The organism is Microbacterium sp. GW823-FHT02G05, from assembly GCF_058797175.1.
In genome coordinates, this window is sequence record NZ_JBXAJK010000002.1 from 763,778 (window position 1) to 778,741 (window position 14,964).

The following is a 14,964-nucleotide window of genomic DNA, read 5'->3' on the forward strand; positions in this document are numbered from 1 at the left end:
ATCAGTCCAGAACAGGGCCCGCTGGGGAGGATTCGTCGACACGGGCGACATTCACGACGATCACCGTGACGTTGTCACGCCCACCGTTCTCCAGCGCCGCAGTCATCATGGCGTCGACAGCCGCCGCCGGATCGGCATTCTCGTTGAGAAAATGCTGGATCCCGTAGTCCGTCAGCTCTTTGGTCAAGCCGTCCGAGCAGATCACGAAACGATCCCCGTCGTGCACGGCGAACTCGCGGTAGTCCGGAGGAGCCTGCTCGCTCACACCCACCGCGCGCGTGATCACATTCGCGTACGGGTGGCCCTCGGCCTCCTCGGGGCTCAGCCGCCCCGCCGCCATGAGCTCCTGCACAACAGAGTGGTCTGTCGTGACCTGGGTCATCGCCTGGTCGCGCTGCAGGTACACGCGTGAGTCACCGATATTCATCGACACCCACCGTGCCGTGGCCTTCTCGCCCTCGTCCTCGGATGCCTGCACATCCAGATAGACGCCTGTGAGGGTGGTGCCGGTACCCTCATCGGTCGTCTCCGGGTGATCCCGGATGTCGCTGACGGCCTTGTCGATCGCCTTCTCGATGGCGGATGCGGAGAGTGCTCCGGCCTTCACCGCAGCATGCAGTCGTGCAACGGTGCGCCGGCTCGCGACCTCTCCCCCGGCGTGTCCGCCCATGCCGTCCGCGACGACGAAAAGCGGGAACTCGGCCAAGAACGAATCCTGATTGCTGTCTCGCCGACGGCCGATGTCGGTGCGTCCTGCCCAGGTGACGGTGATCCGATCACCCGCGCCGAGGTCGACTTCCTGAGATGTAGCAGTCGACGCGTCAGTCACGGGATGCCTTTCGGAGTTCGAAATGAACGGCGGCCAAAGCCTCACCCATCGTAGTCGATGGGGTTCTGCCCGACGTCACGCGGCCGGATCGGTGGGAAGCGGGAAGATCTCGTCGATCGCCGCAAGGTCCGCAGCGTCCGGAGTCCATGCGCTGCCGGCACGCGCATTGTCCTCGATCTGAGCAGCGGACGTCGCACCCGCGATCACCGATGCGACGCCGGGCTGAGCGAGCGTCCAGCCGAAGGTCGCCTCGAGCATCGTGATGCCGCGTGCGTCGCAGAAGTCGCGATACGCGTCGAGCGCATCCCAGGGAGCGTGTGCCCAGAGGTGCGAACGCGTGCGCATGATGCGGCTCTCCGCGGGTCCTCCGTCGCGTGTGAACTTTCCGGTGAGGAGGCCGTTGTAGAGGGGGAAGTACGGGAAGACGCCGAGGCCGAATCGCGAAGCAGCCGGTAGCACCTCGCGCTCAGCGCCCCGCGCGAGCAGGGAGTAGTGGTTCTGCGAGGAGATGAAGCGCCCGGTCGAACGAGCCTGGGCGGTGAGCTCGGCTTCGGCGATCTGCCACCCCGTGAAGTTCGAGTGACCGTAGTACCGGATCTTCCCCTCGCGCACGAGCTCGTCCAACGCGTCGATGGTCTCTGCGATGGGCGTCAGCACATCCGGCGTGTGCAGCTGGTAGAGGTCGATCCAGTCCGTCCCCAGTCTCTGCAGTGACCGTTCCACCGCGTAGCGCACGTAACGGCGGGAACCGAGGCCTGCGGGGAACTCATACCCCATGGGCAGCTCGTTGTGGCCGAACTTCGTCGCGAGCACGACCTGATCCCGCCGTCCCTGCAGCGCCTCGCCCATCAGGGTCTCGCTGAGGCCGGGCTCACGACCGTAGATGTCTGCGGTGTCGAAGAAGGTGATGCCGCTGGCGATCGCGGCATCGATGACCCGTCGCGTGCCATCCAACGACTCACTCGCCGTGCCGAGGCGGCCGAAGTTGTTGCACCCCAGCCCTACCGCAGAGACGATCAGACCAGAGGAACCTACGCGCCGTTCGAGTGCCGTCATAGCTCCACGCTACCGCCTGAACGGCGAAGCCCCCGTTCCGGGGAACGGGGGCGTCGCACAGTGATGTCAGGCCGAAGGCTTGTTCGGGTCCACCGGCGGCACGGGAGGTGCTGGCGGCGCCGGAGGAACCGGAGGCGCGGGCGGAGCCGGCGGCACAGCGGGGCCAGCGGCGGGGTCGACCGGAGCAGGCGGTGCCGTGTAGCCCTGCGGAGCGGGCGGAGCGTAACCCTGCGGCGCCGGCGGAGCATAACCCTGCGGAGCGGGAGCTGCGTAGCCCTGCGGCGCTGCCGCAGCCGACGGCTGAGCCGGGATGCCTTCCCAGACCGTCCGGTCGCCCAGGAAAGCGTTTCCGCCCCACGGTGCCGGCGCGATCGCCGGGTTCCAGCGCGACTTGTCGAAAGCGTTGATACCCAGCCAGACGAGGGAAAGCAGAACGTAGAGCACGACCCAGACCGCTTCCTTCTGCAGCTTCAGGCCGACGCGCCATGCCGCGAGCGCCGTCAGCGCCAGGATCGCGAATGGGATGAGCTGCCCGACGACGGGGAGCCAGCTGAGGACCAGCGATGCACCGATGCCGTAGAGAACAAGCCACGGGCTGAGATCGCCGAGCTTGAAGAAGATCATGGTGTTGTACACAGGCACCCATGCACGCCACTTGCCCTGCACACCCGCCTTTTCGAAGATCTTCATGAGGAAGAGCGACCCGATGACGTAGAACGCCAGGCCGAAGAACGTGAAGAAGATGGCAAAGGCGGCCAACAGGGCCAGCGCGCCGCCATCATAGCCGTAGCCGTAGTCAGGCATGGGTTCCTCCCAGGAGTAGTCACGCGAAAGGTTGCTTTCGCGCCCCTCAGATTAGCGGTAGAGCGCAGGGCGCCGATACCCCGTGCATGACGCGTTACGCCGGAACGACGAGTTCGATCGTTCCCACAGCGCCCGTCGGACGCAGCGTCACGTCGCTGCGCTCCGCCCAGGCGAAGAGCGCGTTCACAGAGTCGATACGCGGTCGGGCCTCTGCCAGGCGACGCACCAGCGCGCCCTTCGCGTGCTTGTTGAAGTGATTGAGGGCACGCGTCGAACCCTCCTCGTCGGTGACGACGCGCACGTATGCGGATGTCACCGAATCCGGAACGGGCCCCAGTGCCACGTACGCCTCGGAACGGAGGTCGAGGATGAAGCGCGGATGCGACGCCGCGATCGACTCCGAGACCGCATCCGCCCACAGCCGCCGCAACGGCGGCACCCCGGGCAGAGAGACCGCGGCACCCAGTCGGTAGGCGGGGATCGGATCGAGTGCGCCGACGGGACCGAATGGCGCACTGTGGATCCAAACGTGCTGCCCCAGCCAGCGCCGCGCCGCGGCAGGAAGTGTCGATGCATCCAGCGCGTCGAAGAGCACGCCGGTGTAGCGGTCCACGGCGGGCATCGTCGCGGCCTCGCGCAGCGCCGCGTTGTGCGTGATCTCCCCGCGCTGGCGCGCGCTGAGCTTCAGCACGCGACTCGCGGCCTCCGGGTCGGCGGAGAGTGCGATCAGCGCGTCCACCACACGATCACGTTGCGGCTGCAACGTCGGCATCGCCAACGCGGCGGCCGACCACGGGGCGCCGGTGCCGCCTATGCGCTTCGTCTCCGACGGCGGAAGCAGGATCTTCACAGAGCACTCCTTCAGGAGCAGTGGCAGAACGGAAAGAAGCGGCGGGAAGACTCCGGAGAGCCTTCCCGCCGCTTCTGTTCAGAGAATCAGGCGATCAGTGCTGCGTTGCCCGCGACGATCGTGACGACGTTTCCCTCGCTGGAGAGGAAGCCGTCCTGAGCGTTCGCGAGGACCTTCGTACCATCGGCCTGCGTGATACGAACCTGGCCCTCGGCAAGGATGGCCAGCATCGGCTCGTGTCCGGCCATGATGCCGATTTCACCCTCGACGGTCTTGGCGACGACGAGCGTGGCCTCCCCCGTCCAGACCTCCGCCGTTGCGGAGACAAGGCTGACCTGAAGCGCCATGATCAGGCGTTCTCCTTCTGAATCTGAGCCCAGCGCTCTTCGACGTCGGAGATGCCACCGACGTTGAAGAAGGCCTGCTCGGCGACGTGGTCGAAGTCACCCTTGGCGATCGCGTCGAACGACTCGATGGTCTCCTTGAGCGGAACCGTCGACCCCTCGACACCGGTGAACTTCTTCGCCATGTAGGTGTTCTGCGAGAGGAACTGCTGGATACGACGGGCGCGAGCCACGACGATCTTGTCTTCTTCGGAGAGCTCGTCGACACCGAGGATGGCGATGATCTCCTGCAGTTCCTTGTTCTTCTGGAGGATCTGCTTGACCGTGGTCGCAACGCGGTAGTGGTCCTCGCCCAGGTAGCGGGGGTCCATGATGCGCGACGTCGAGGTCAGCGGGTCGATGGCCGGGTACAGACCCTTCGATGCGATCTCACGCGAGAGCTCGGTGGTGGCGTCGAGGTGCGCGAACGTGGTCGCGGGAGCCGGGTCGGTGTAGTCATCGGCCGGCACGTAGATCGCCTGCAACGAGGTGATCGAGTGGCCACGCGTCGAGGTGATGCGCTCCTGGAGGAGGCCCATCTCGTCGGCGAGGTTCGGCTGGTAACCCACGGCCGACGGCATACGACCGAGAAGCGTCGACACCTCGGAACCGGCCTGCGTGAAGCGGAAGATGTTGTCGATGAAGAGCAGCACGTCCTGCTTCTGCACGTCACGGAAGTACTCCGCCATCGTCAGAGCCGAGAGGGCGACGCGCAGACGCGTTCCCGGCGGCTCGTCCATCTGGCCGAAGACGAGGGCGGTCTTGTCGAAGACGCCCGCTTCTTCCATCTCGTGGATGAGGTCGTTGCCCTCACGGGTGCGCTCACCGACACCGGCGAACACCGACACACCACCGTGATCCTGCGCCACGCGCTGGATCATCTCCTGGATGAGGACGGTCTTGCCGACACCTGCACCACCGAACAGACCGATCTTTCCACCCTGCACGTAGGGGGTCAGGAGGTCGATCGACTTGATGCCGGTCTCGAACAGCTGAGTCTTGGACTCAAGCTGGTCGAAGTTCGGAGCCGTGCGGTGGATCGGCCAGCGCTCGGTGATCTCGATCTGCTCACCAGGCTCGGCGTTGAGCACCTCGCCGATGACGTTGAAGACCTTGCCCTTGGTGACGTCGCCCACGGGAACCGAGATCGGCGCACCGGTGTCGCGCACCTCCTGGCCACGGACGATGCCGTCCGTGGGCTTCAGGGCGATGGCGCGAACCAGGTCGTCACCGAGGTGCTGTGCAACCTCAAGCGTGATCTCCGTCGAGGACTCACCGATCGTGATGGTCGTCTTCAGAGCGTTGTAGATGTCCGGAATCGAGTCGTGCGGGAACTCGATGTCGACGACGGGTCCGTTGACGCGCGCGACGCGCCCGACGACCGCAGTCGTGGCCTGCTCGGCCGTGGCGGTGGAAGTCATTTCTTCGTCTCTTTCGTGAGGGTCTATTTGCTCGACGCCAGAGCGTCGGCTCCACCGACGATCTCGGCGATCTGCTGAGTGATCTCGGCCTGACGTGCGTTGTTGCGCAGGCGGGTGTAGTCGGTGATGAGCTTGTCGGCGTTATCGCTGGCCGACTTCATCGCCTTCTGCGTCGCGGCCTGCTTTGCGGCCGACGACTGCAGCAGCGCGTTGAAGACGCGGCTCTGGATGTACACCGGCAGGATCGCGTCCAGCACCGTCTCGGCGTCCGGCTCGAACTCGTAGAGCGGGTAGACGGCGCTGGAAGCCTCCGTCTCATCCGACTCGACGATCTCAAGCGGGAGCAGGCGGACCGTCTCCGGCGACTGCGTCATCATGCTCACGAAGCGGTTGAAGACGAGGTGGATCTCATCGACGCCACCTTCCTCACCGCCGCGCGAGAACGCCTCGAGCAGTGTCGCCGAGATCTCCTCTGCGGTCTGGAACTGCGGAGTGTCGGTGTCACCCGTCCACTCGGCAGCTGCCTCCAGGCCACGGAACTGGAAGAACCCGACAGCCTTGCGGCCGACCAGGTAGAACACCGGCTCCTTGCCCTGCGAACGCAGCAGCTCGGCCACCTCGAGTCCCTCACGGAGGATCTGCGAGTTGAACGCGCCGGCCAGACCGCGGTCCGAGCTGAAGATCACAACCGCGGAGCGGCGGATCGTCTCGGGCTCACGGGTGAGCGGGTGATCGACGTTGGAGTGCGTCGCGACGGCGGACACAGCCCGAGTCACGGCACGCGCGAAGGGTGACGACGCCTTGACGCGTGCCATCGCCTTCTGAATGCGCGAAGCCGCGATGAGCTCCATCGCCTTCGTGATCTTCTTGGTCGTCTGAGCAGAAGAGATCTTCTGCTTGTAGACCCTAAGTTGAGCGCCCATAGTTCGTCTCCGGCGCGATTAGGCGCGACGACCCTTGACGATCTTCTCCTGGTTGACGTCCTCAGCATCGGCAGCGCCGTGCTCCTCGTGACCGGGAGCACCGATCGCGTGGCCCTTGCCGCCCTGGAACTCCAGGATGAACTCGTCGGTCCGCTTCTCCAGCTCGGCAACCGTTGCGTCGTCGAGAACGTTGGTCTCACGCAGGGTGTCGAGGATCGAGGTGTTGCGACGCAGGTAGTCAAGCAGCTCGCGCTCGAAGCGCAGCACGTCTTCGACCTCGATCGTGTCGAGCTTGCCGTTCGTTCCGGCCCAGATCGAGACGACCTGGTCCTCAACGGGGTACGGCGAGTACTGCGGCTGCTTGAGCAGCTCGGTCAGACGTGCACCACGGGCAAGCTGACGACGCGAAGCGGCATCGAGGTCCGAGGCGAACATCGCGAACGCCTCGAGCGAGCGGTACTGAGCCAGCTCGAGCTTCAACGTACCGGAAACCTTCTTGATCGACTTGACCTGAGCGTCACCACCAACACGCGACACCGAGATACCCACGTCGACCGCGGGACGCTGGTTGGCGTTGAAGAGGTCGGACTGGAGGAAGATCTGGCCGTCGGTGATCGAGATCACGTTGGTCGGGATGTAGGCCGAAACGTCGTTGGCCTTCGTCTCGATGATCGGGAGACCGGTCATCGAACCTGCGCCGAGCTCGTCGGAGAGCTTTGCACACCGCTCGAGCAGACGGGAGTGCAGGTAGAAGACGTCACCGGGGTACGCCTCACGGCCCGGCGGACGACGCAGAAGAAGCGAAACGGCACGGTAGGCCTCGGCCTGCTTCGACAGGTCATCGAAGATGATGAGGACGTGCTTGCCGCCGTACATCCAGTGCTGGCCGATGGCCGAACCGGTGTAGGGAGCGAGGTACTTGAAGCCTGCGGGGTCCGACGCGGGAGCGGCGACGATCGTCGTGTACTCCATGGCGCCGGCCTCTTCGAGCGCGCCCTTGACGGAGGCGATCGTCGAGCCCTTCTGGCCGATGGCGACGTAGATGCAGCGAACCTGCTTGTTGACGTCGCCCGACGCCCAGTTGTCCTTCTGGTTGATGATCGTGTCGATCGCCAGAGCGGTCTTACCGGTCTGACGGTCACCGATGATCAGCTGACGCTGGCCGCGGCCGACGGGGATCATGGCGTCGATGGCCTTGACACCGGTCTGCATGGGCTCGTGCACGCTCTTGCGCTGCATGACGCCGGGCGCCTGCAGTTCGAGCTCACGCACACCCTCGGTGGCGATCTCGCCGAGACCGTCGATGGGCTGACCCAGGGGGTCGACCACGCGGCCGAGGTAGCCGTCGCCGACGGGGACCGAGAGGACCTCGCCCGTGCGGGTGACTTCCTGGCCGGCCTGAACACCGGTGAAGTCGCCGAGGACGACGACACCGATCTGGTGCTCGTCGAGGTTCAGCGCGAGGCCCTTGGTGCCGTCCGCGAACGTGACGAGCTCGTTTGCCATGACGCCCGGCAGCCCCTCAACGTGAGCGATGCCGTCGGCTGCGTCGATGACCGTGCCGACCTCGGTCGCCGAAGCGCCGGTGGGCTCGTAGGCGGCGACGAAGTCCTTCAGCGCGTCACGGATGACGTCGGGGCTGATCGATAGTTCTGCCATTGTCTTCCCTTTGGTTCTAAGAGGGGTGCGCGGTCACCCGCGCGAAGTCTGAGTTAGCCCGCGAGCTTCTGACGAAGATCGGCGAGCCGCGCGGAGATGCTGCCGTCGATGACATCGTCTGCGACCTGCACACGCAGACCGCCGACGACCGAGGAGTCGATCACCTGGTTGAGCGACACCTGCGCACCGTAGCGACGCGAGAGGCTCTCGCCGAGGCGAGCGCTCTGCTCCGCGGTGAGCGGGGATGCCGTGTGCACCGTGGCGACGATGCGGCCGCGCTGCGCCGAGACGATGCGCATGGCACGGCTCAGCAACTGACGGACGCGACGCTCACGGGGGTCACGGACCAGCGACGAGACGATGAGCGCGGATGCTGCGCCCACCTTGCCGGCCAGCAGGCGCTCGATCAGCGCGCTCTTCGCCGCGCCGTCTCCGAGCCGGCTGCCGAGCGCAAGCTCGAGTTCCGGGTTCTCGGCGACGATGCGCGAGACGGCGAACAGCTCGCTCTCGATGTCGCTGGAGGGCTCGCCGCTTGCCGCTGCGCGGATGGCGAGCTCTTCGATCCCGTCGACCAGGTCCCCAGCGCTGGACCAGCGCTGTGCGGCGACGACCGCGAGTGCCTCCTGAACCGTTGCGGATGCTCCGGAGAAGACAGTGGTGATGACGGCGGCCCGGGCCGAAGCCGGAGCAGCCGGATCTGCCAGCGCGCCGCTCAGCTGGGAGGTCTCCCCGATCAGCCGAGCGGCTGCGAACAGCTCACCAGCGGTCTCGAGGGTGACGCCCTTCGCTGCGGCAAGCGCCTCTGTGGATGCCGCGAGTGCCTGAGTGGTCGCGCTGCCCATTACTGAGCCGCCTTCTCGGATGCCTCGAGGTCAGCGAGGAAGCGGTCGACCACGGCCGACGCGCGAGCGTCGTCCGACAGCGTCTCGCCCACCACACCACCGGCGAGGTCGAGCGCAAGCGTTCCGACCTCCGAGCGCAGTGAGACGAAAGCGGCCTGGCGCTCTGCCTCGATCTGCGAGCTGGCGGCAGCGGTCACGCGTGCGGCCTCGACGGTCGCAGCGGTCTTGGCCTCGGCGACGATCTTCTTGCCGTCCTCGCGGGCGGCCTCACGGATCTCACCGGCCTCGACGCGTGCCTCGGCGAGCTGGCGGGTGTACTCCTCCAGCGCGGCCTCAGCCTGCTTCTGCGCCTCGTCGGCCTTGGCGATGTTGCCCTCGATGGCAGCAGAGCGCTCATCGAGCATCGTCGTGAGTCGCGGGATGATGACCTTCCAGAACGCCACCAGGATGATGACGAAGCACACCGCCGACCAGATGATGTCGTAGTACGCCGGAAAGAGCGGGTTAGGCGCCTCTTCCGCGGCAATGACAAGAGTGCTCAGCATCCTGTCTCCTTAGGTGTTTGGTCGCTGGATCAGAAGCCGAAGATGAAGCCGGCAGCGATGCCGATGAAGGCGAGCGCCTCGGTGAAGGCGATACCGATCCACATGAGGACCTGCAGGCGACCGGCGAGCTCAGGCTGGCGAGCGACACCCTCGATCGTCTTGCCGACGACGATGCCCACACCGATAGCCGGGCCGATGGCTGCGAGGCCGTAGCCGACCGCTGCGAGCGAGCCAGAAACTTCTGCAAGAACCGTAGTTGCGTCCACGGGGGTTTTCCTTTCGATTGGTGGGCAGGCGAGCGCCTGTCCCCTTTAGTGCTCTTCTGCGACTGCGAGCTGGATGTAGACCGCAGTCAGGATGGTGAAGACGTAGGCCTGGAGGACGTACACCAGGATTTCGAACAGGGTGAAGGCCAGGCCGAAGGCACCGGTGCCGACACCGAGGGCGCTCCAGAAGCCGCCGAGTCCGAAGATGAAGAACTGCGTGGCCGAGAAGAACAGCACGAGCATGAGGTGCCCGACGATCATGTTCATCAGCAGACGCAACGTCAGCGTGACCGGACGGATGATGAAGGTCGAGAGGAACTCGAGCGGTGTCACGATGAGGTAGAGCCCCTTGGGCACACCGCTCGGGAACAGCGCGTTCTTGATGAAGCCCTTCGGACTCTTCTTGATACCCGCGTAGATGAATGTCACGTACGACACGATCGCGAGCAGGAGGGGAACGGCGATCACCGAGGTGCCCTGGATGTTGATACCAGGGATGATTCCGGTGAAGTTCATGAAGAGGATCATGAAGAACAGCGTCATGAGGATCGGCAGGAACCGATCGCCGTCCTTGCGTCCGAGCAGATCGTGCGCGATGTTGACGCGAACGAAGTCGAAGCCCATCTCGACGACACTCTGGAAGCGCGTGGGGATAAGACGCAGCTTGCGCGTGGCGATCAGGAAGATCAGCAGCAGAACGACCGTGGCCAGGATCTGCGCGAGGTTGATGCGCGTGAACGCGAACGGAGTTCCTTCAAACGCGATGACCGGGGGGAAGAACTCCCAGATCGACGGTGGGTGGAACGTCGGATCCTCAGTGGCGGTAGCGATGAGAGTCGCGGCTTGAGTCAACGTTGTGGCTCCAGCTTCGTATGCGCCGAACAAAGTCGGAGCGAAGGGCGGATGAGAGTCGTCCGCGGCGGCGCTGTCACACGAAGGTCCGGCACACTGCCAGCGGGAACAAGTTCAGCCTAGCAAACGTTCAGCGTGCTCACGAACCGAGCGAGGGCTTTTTCGGCTCGCTTTCCTCGATCGCACGAGGCTGTTCGGCGGCATCCGCGGCGGAGGCCACAGCGAGGTCCTCCGCTGTCGGAAGCGTGACGTCGCTGACGTGCGGCAGACGACTGCGCGTCAGGACGACCACATCGATCACCAGGGTCACCAGGATGCTCACGACGACGGCGATGAAGAACACGAGCGGGTGGATCCAGTCCTGCCCGCGCAGCACGAATAGGACCACGAGGAACAGCACGAACTTCAGCAGCCAGCCCCCGAGGACCGCGCCGAAGAAGATCGGCACGTAGAGTGCATCGCCGTACCACCGGTTCGCGATGAGGATGCTGATGCCGGTGATCCCGAGGAAGATCGCGGCCAGGATGATGCCGGCCAGCGCGCTGAAGAGCCCTGGAGTCCCCGCGAGAGTCACTCCGAGGATGGCGCCGACGACGGCGAGGACCAGGGTGGCTACCGCGCTCCACAGCAGGGTACGCCTCAGGATCGGCGTGCTCGTGACGGGGCTGGTGGACGTGGCGTTCATGCAGACTCCTGCGTTGTCGTCCGCGACCGGGCAGGTCGCGAGGCGTGTGAGGGAAGGAAGGTGACGACGAGGCAGGCAGCGACGCCCACCACCCCGAAGGCGACACCGGGCAAGTAGTCGCCGATCCACGCTTCCCGTGTACCGAGGTACATCAGCAGCACCGCGATCGAGATGACCGCGGTCCACGCATAGAAGATGAGGACGGCGTCGCGGTCACGGTGACCGAGATCCAGCATCCGGTGATGCAGGTGCTTGCGATCGGGTGAGAACGGAGAGCGCCCCGCTCCCATTCGGCGGAGCACGGCGAGCCCGAAGTCGAGCAGTGGCAACAGGACTACCGCGACGGGAAGCAGGATCGGGATGAACGCGCCGAGCAGCTGGGAGCGCCCGAATTCCTCGGCGTTCAGCATGGTCGGGTTGACCTCGCCGGTGATGGCCACGGCGGATGTCGCCATGAGCAGCCCGAGCACGAGGGCCCCGGCGTCCCCCATGAAGAGCTTCGCCGGACTCCAGTTCATCGGAAGGAAGCCGATGCAGGCGCCGATCAGCACCGCGGCGAGGAAGGAAGCGAGGTTGAAGTAGCTGCTCGCCCCCGTGTCGCGCGCGAGCATGTACGAGTAGGCGAAGAACACGCCGTTGGCGATCAGGGCCACACCGGCGACGAGGCCGTCGAGACCGTCGATGAAGTTCATCGCGTTCATGACGATCACGATCGCGAACATCGTGATCACGATGCTGAGCCAGCTCGAGCCAACGACGAGCTCACCGAGCGGCAGCGAGAGGATCTGGAGGCCGCCGACCACGGTGATCAACCCCGCGGCGAGGAACTGCGCGCCGAGCTTGATCATCCAGTCGACGTCGAGAAGGTCGTCGATCACACCGATCACGGCGATCAGGAGCGCAGCACTGAGGATTGCCCACATCGTCTCGGGCCGGGCCCAGAGGTTGCTGAAGAACGGATGCGCCGCGGAGACGCCGAACGCGGCGGCGATCGCCAGGAACATGGCGACACCGCCCAGGCGCGGCGTCGGGGTGGTGTGGACGTCGCGTTCGCGGATTCCGGGATACAGCTTGAAGCGCAGGCTGAGCTGCCAGACGCCCCACGACATTGCCAGCGTGATCGCGGCCGTCAGGATGATCGTGAAGAGATACTGCTTCACGCTGGCTCGTCCGGTGCCTCGAGGACGTCACCGAGAACGCGCTGCAGTTCATCGCGGCTCACTGCTCCGAGGCGCAGGATACGCACCTTCGCATCCTCTCCCCCGGGACGCACCAGTGAGGTAGCGTCGACGATCGTGGATGCGATGCCCGTGGCGCTCGGCCCGTTGTCGAGGTACACCGAGACGCTCTCGCCGAGCATCTGCTTCGCCGCAGTCACGGCGATCGCCGCATCTCGTCCGGTGAGGTTCGCGCTGGACACCGCGAGCGGACCGGTCTCTTCGAGAAGCTCCAGCGTCGCGTGCAGGTCGGGCATCCGCACAGCCACGGTTCCCTGCGTGTCGCCGAGATCCCACATCAGGGAGGGCTGCGCGGGCAGCACGATCGTCAGCCCACCGGGCCAGAACTCCTCGACGAGTCGCTCGACGGGTTCAGGGACCGATTCGGTGAGCGCCGTCAGCGTCGCGCGCCCCGGCACGAGAACAGGTGGCGGCTGGTTGCGACCGCGCCCCTTCGCGTCGAGCAGGCGCTGCACAGCCACGGGGTTGAAGGCGTCGGCGCCCACCCCGTAGACGGTGTCGGTGGGGAGCACGATGAGCTCACCGCGGCTGATGGCCTGGCGCGCATGGCGCAATCCGGTGAGGAGCTGATCTGCGTCACGGCAGTCGAAGACAGAGGACATGGCGACGCCATTCTACGCGGGGCGGCCTCGGAGCGCGCTGCGCGCGGCGCTTCGGGGCATCAGCGGGGCGGACGGATCGCGGTGGTCGCGCGATCACGCTGGGTGAGGTCACGATGCGTGGCCGTGGCCAGCCAGCCGTCCGCATCGAGGATGGCCCGGATCGCGTCCCCCTGCAGCTCGCCGTGCTCCAGCACGAGCGTGCCGCCGCCGTGGAGCAGGAACTGCGCCCGCATGCTGAGCACGCGCACGATGTCCAGGCCGTCGGGTCCGCCGTAGAGCGCCATGGCCGGATCGAAGAGCCGCACCTCCGGATCGCGCGGAATCGCGGCATCCGGAACGTACGGCGGGTTCGAGATCACGACCGTGGCCTGCCCCTCGAGCTCGTCGAACGCGGACGCGAGGTCGGCGTTCACGAGCGTGAGGTTGTCCGCCGCCGCGGTGTTGCGCGACGCCCAGAGGAATGCATCCGGCGAGAGCTCCGCGGCGAAGACCCTGGCATGGGGCACCTCCGTCGCCATGGCCAGGGCGATCGCCCCGCTGCCCGTGCCGAGGTCGATCCCGATCGGATCCGCCGATGCTGCCGCCAGCAGCGCATCGATCGCATACTGCACCACCACCTCTGTCTCGGGACGCGGGACGAAGACGCCGGGGCCGACGGCGAGTTCGAGGTGTCGGAACGCCGCGACGCCTGTGATGTGCTGCAGCGGCTCGCGCGCAGCACGTCGGTCGACCAGGGCCGCCAGGCGCGCAGCATCCGACTCTGTCATGACGTCTCCGCGGATCATCGCGGCCTGGACTTCGCCGCGAGAGGTGCCGAGCACATGCGCTGCGAGCAGTTCCGCGTCGACAGACGCGTCGGCGATACCGACCTCGTTCAGGCGCTGCGCGACGCCGCGGAGAAGGGCTGCAAGAGAAGTGTCTGAGGTGGATGGCACGATCACTCAGCCTAGCGACCGCTTATTTTGGCGTCATATTCGCCCCTCCGAAAGGAGGCTCGCCTAGGCTGATCCGGCACGACAGTCCCGCATCGCCGCGTCCGGCGCACGTACCCGAAAGGCACTTCCATGGCAGGCATTCACTCCGACATCACGACGGCCTTCGGCAACACTCCTCTCGTGCGCCTGAACCGTGTGACCGAAGGACTGGGCGCCACCGTCCTGGTCAAGCTCGAGTCGTACAACCCGGCCTCTAGCGTGAAAGACCGCATCGGCATCGCCATGATCAACGCCGCAGAAGCCTCGGGCGAACTCCAGCCCGGAGGGACGATCGTCGAGTCGACCAGCGGCAACACCGGCATCGCTCTGGCGATGGTCGGTGCGGCACGCGGCTACCGCGTGATCCTGACGATGCCCGCGTCGATGTCCAAGGAGCGTCGCGTCCTGCTCAAGGCGTTCGGCGCTGAGCTCGTCCTCACCGACCCCACCAAGGGCATGTCCGGTGCCATCGAAGAGACCAAGCGCCTCGTCGAGGAGATCCCGGGCGCTGTCTGGGCGCGCCAGTTCGAGAACGCCGCCAACCCGCAGATCCACCGCGAGACCACCGCTCAGGAGATCCTGCGTGACACCGACGGCGACGTCGACATCTTCATCGCGGGTGTCGGCACCGGCGGTACCGTCACGGGTGTCGGCAGCGCGCTGAAGGCGGCGAAGCCCGGCGTGCACATCATCGCGGTGGAGCCGAAGGACTCCCCCGTCCTCAGCGAAGGCACCCCCGGCCCGCACAAGATTCAGGGCATCGGACCGAACTTCGTCCCCGCGATCCTCGACCGCGACGTCATCGACGAGATCGTGACCGCGGACTTCGACGAGTCGCTGCGGGTCGCCCGCGACCTCGCCGCGAAGGAAGGCCTCCTCGTCGGCATCTCCTCCGGCGCCGCCGTCTCCGCGGCGCTCACGGTCGCGGCGCGGCCGGAGAACGCCGGCAAGACGATCGTCGTCGTTGCTCCCGACACCGGAGAGCGCTACATCTCAACCGCTCTCTTCGAGGACCTCCGCGAGGACTGACACTTG

Annotated in this window: 17 protein-coding genes; 1 reads left to right on the forward strand and 16 read right to left on the reverse strand. The window is 65.9% G+C overall.

All coding sequences use genetic code 11. The features are described from left to right. Position 1 precedes the first annotated feature (1 nt). From AC1REM_RS13670 to prmC, 16 genes are all read right to left on the reverse strand, one after another. Positions 2-829: a PP2C family protein-serine/threonine phosphatase gene (locus AC1REM_RS13670; protein WP_492515099.1), complete on the reverse strand. Its 828-nt coding sequence runs from the start codon at positions 827-829 to the stop codon at positions 2-4. A 75-nt stretch (positions 830-904) separates the two neighbouring features. Further along, entirely contained in the window at positions 905-1,885 is a 981-nt protein-coding gene (locus AC1REM_RS13675) for an aldo/keto reductase (RefSeq protein WP_492515100.1), read from the reverse strand. Positions 1,886-1,951: 66 nt separating this feature from the next. After that, positions 1,952-2,689: a large exoprotein gene (locus tag AC1REM_RS13680; RefSeq protein ID WP_492515101.1), complete on the reverse strand. Its 738-nt coding sequence runs from the start codon at positions 2,687-2,689 to the stop codon at positions 1,952-1,954. 94 nt (positions 2,690-2,783) lie between these two features. Further along, positions 2,784-3,539 (reverse strand): YaaA family protein, encoded by a 756-nt coding sequence (locus AC1REM_RS13685; RefSeq protein ID WP_492515102.1) that lies wholly within the window; start codon positions 3,537-3,539, stop codon positions 2,784-2,786. 86 nt (positions 3,540-3,625) lie between these two features. Further along, positions 3,626-3,886 (reverse strand): F0F1 ATP synthase subunit epsilon, encoded by a 261-nt coding sequence (locus AC1REM_RS13690; RefSeq protein ID WP_204937640.1) that lies wholly within the window; start codon positions 3,884-3,886, stop codon positions 3,626-3,628. Between the two features lie 2 nt (positions 3,887-3,888). Beyond that, positions 3,889-5,343 carry a F0F1 ATP synthase subunit beta gene (gene atpD / locus AC1REM_RS13695; protein WP_492515103.1) on the reverse strand — a complete coding sequence of 485 codons (1,455 nt, stop codon included), beginning with the start codon at positions 5,341-5,343 and terminating at the stop codon, positions 3,889-3,891. 23 nt (positions 5,344-5,366) lie between these two features. Further along, complete coding sequence (locus tag AC1REM_RS13700) at positions 5,367-6,266, reverse strand: F0F1 ATP synthase subunit gamma (protein ID WP_492515104.1); 900 nt, start codon at positions 6,264-6,266, stop codon at positions 5,367-5,369. 18 nt (positions 6,267-6,284) lie between these two features. Continuing rightward, on the reverse strand, positions 6,285-7,925 hold the full coding sequence (atpA, locus tag AC1REM_RS13705; RefSeq protein ID WP_378789197.1) for a F0F1 ATP synthase subunit alpha: 1,641 nt from the start codon (positions 7,923-7,925) through the stop codon (positions 6,285-6,287). A gap of 53 nt (positions 7,926-7,978) precedes the next feature. Then, positions 7,979-8,767 carry a F0F1 ATP synthase subunit delta gene (locus tag AC1REM_RS13710; protein WP_492515105.1) on the reverse strand — a complete coding sequence of 263 codons (789 nt, stop codon included), beginning with the start codon at positions 8,765-8,767 and terminating at the stop codon, positions 7,979-7,981. Next, positions 8,767-9,312, reverse strand: coding sequence for a F0F1 ATP synthase subunit B (locus AC1REM_RS13715; RefSeq protein ID WP_204937645.1), 546 nt, complete (start codon positions 9,310-9,312; stop codon positions 8,767-8,769). Before AC1REM_RS13715 ends, AC1REM_RS13710 begins: the two co-directional genes overlap by 1 nt. Positions 9,313-9,341: 29 nt before the next feature. Beyond that, the gene (gene atpE / locus AC1REM_RS13720; RefSeq protein WP_454126857.1) at positions 9,342-9,578 is read right to left on the reverse strand and encodes an ATP synthase F0 subunit C; all 237 of its coding nucleotides are present in this window, start codon (positions 9,576-9,578) and stop codon (positions 9,342-9,344) included. 45 nt (positions 9,579-9,623) lie between these two features. Next, complete coding sequence (gene atpB, locus AC1REM_RS13725; RefSeq protein WP_492515106.1) at positions 9,624-10,430, reverse strand: F0F1 ATP synthase subunit A; 807 nt, start codon at positions 10,428-10,430, stop codon at positions 9,624-9,626. A gap of 139 nt (positions 10,431-10,569) precedes the next feature. Continuing rightward, positions 10,570-11,115, reverse strand: coding sequence for a Cg1360 family ATP-synthase-associated protein (locus tag AC1REM_RS13730; protein WP_492515107.1), 546 nt, complete (start codon positions 11,113-11,115; stop codon positions 10,570-10,572). Continuing rightward, a complete protein-coding gene (locus AC1REM_RS13735; protein WP_492515108.1) occupies positions 11,112-12,275 on the reverse strand; it encodes an MraY family glycosyltransferase in 1,164 nt (387 codons plus the stop codon). The genes AC1REM_RS13730 and AC1REM_RS13735 overlap by 4 nt, the downstream gene beginning before the upstream one ends. Next, positions 12,272-12,955 carry an L-threonylcarbamoyladenylate synthase gene (locus AC1REM_RS13740; RefSeq protein ID WP_492515109.1) on the reverse strand — a complete coding sequence of 228 codons (684 nt, stop codon included), beginning with the start codon at positions 12,953-12,955 and terminating at the stop codon, positions 12,272-12,274. The genes AC1REM_RS13735 and AC1REM_RS13740 overlap by 4 nt, the downstream gene beginning before the upstream one ends. A gap of 59 nt (positions 12,956-13,014) precedes the next feature. Then, positions 13,015-13,893 carry a peptide chain release factor N(5)-glutamine methyltransferase gene (gene prmC, locus AC1REM_RS13745; protein WP_492515498.1) on the reverse strand — a complete coding sequence of 293 codons (879 nt, stop codon included), beginning with the start codon at positions 13,891-13,893 and terminating at the stop codon, positions 13,015-13,017. A gap of 126 nt (positions 13,894-14,019) precedes the next feature. Between prmC and cysK the strand changes: the two genes are divergently transcribed. Then, positions 14,020-14,958 carry a cysteine synthase A gene (gene cysK, locus AC1REM_RS13750; RefSeq protein WP_204937650.1) on the forward strand — a complete coding sequence of 313 codons (939 nt, stop codon included), beginning with the start codon at positions 14,020-14,022 and terminating at the stop codon, positions 14,956-14,958. Positions 14,959-14,964 lie beyond the last annotated feature (6 nt).

What these genes read in the sequence shown, in the direction of transcription:
- AC1REM_RS13675 (WP_492515100.1), bottom strand. Translation starts at nt 1,885, where the DNA reads ATGACGGCACTCGAACGGCGCGTAGGTTCCTCTGGTCTGATCGTCTCT.
- AC1REM_RS13680 (WP_492515101.1), bottom strand. Translation starts at nt 2,689, where the DNA reads ATGCCTGACTACGGCTACGGCTATGATGGCGGCGCGCTGGCCCTGTTG.
- AC1REM_RS13690 (WP_204937640.1), bottom strand. Translation starts at nt 3,886, where the DNA reads ATGGCGCTTCAGGTCAGCCTTGTCTCCGCAACGGCGGAGGTCTGGACG.
- atpD (WP_492515103.1), bottom strand. Translation starts at nt 5,343, where the DNA reads ATGACTTCCACCGCCACGGCCGAGCAGGCCACGACTGCGGTCGTCGGG.
- AC1REM_RS13700 (WP_492515104.1), bottom strand. Translation starts at nt 6,266, where the DNA reads ATGGGCGCTCAACTTAGGGTCTACAAGCAGAAGATCTCTTCTGCTCAG.
- atpA (WP_378789197.1), bottom strand. Translation starts at nt 7,925, where the DNA reads ATGGCAGAACTATCGATCAGCCCCGACGTCATCCGTGACGCGCTGAAG.
- AC1REM_RS13710 (WP_492515105.1), bottom strand. Translation starts at nt 8,767, where the DNA reads ATGGGCAGCGCGACCACTCAGGCACTCGCGGCATCCACAGAGGCGCTT.
- AC1REM_RS13715 (WP_204937645.1), bottom strand. Translation starts at nt 9,312, where the DNA reads ATGCTGAGCACTCTTGTCATTGCCGCGGAAGAGGCGCCTAACCCGCTC.
- AC1REM_RS13730 (WP_492515107.1), bottom strand. Translation starts at nt 11,115, where the DNA reads ATGAACGCCACGTCCACCAGCCCCGTCACGAGCACGCCGATCCTGAGG.
- AC1REM_RS13740 (WP_492515109.1), bottom strand. Translation starts at nt 12,955, where the DNA reads ATGTCCTCTGTCTTCGACTGCCGTGACGCAGATCAGCTCCTCACCGGA.
- cysK (WP_204937650.1), top strand. Translation starts at nt 14,020, where the DNA reads ATGGCAGGCATTCACTCCGACATCACGACGGCCTTCGGCAACACTCCT.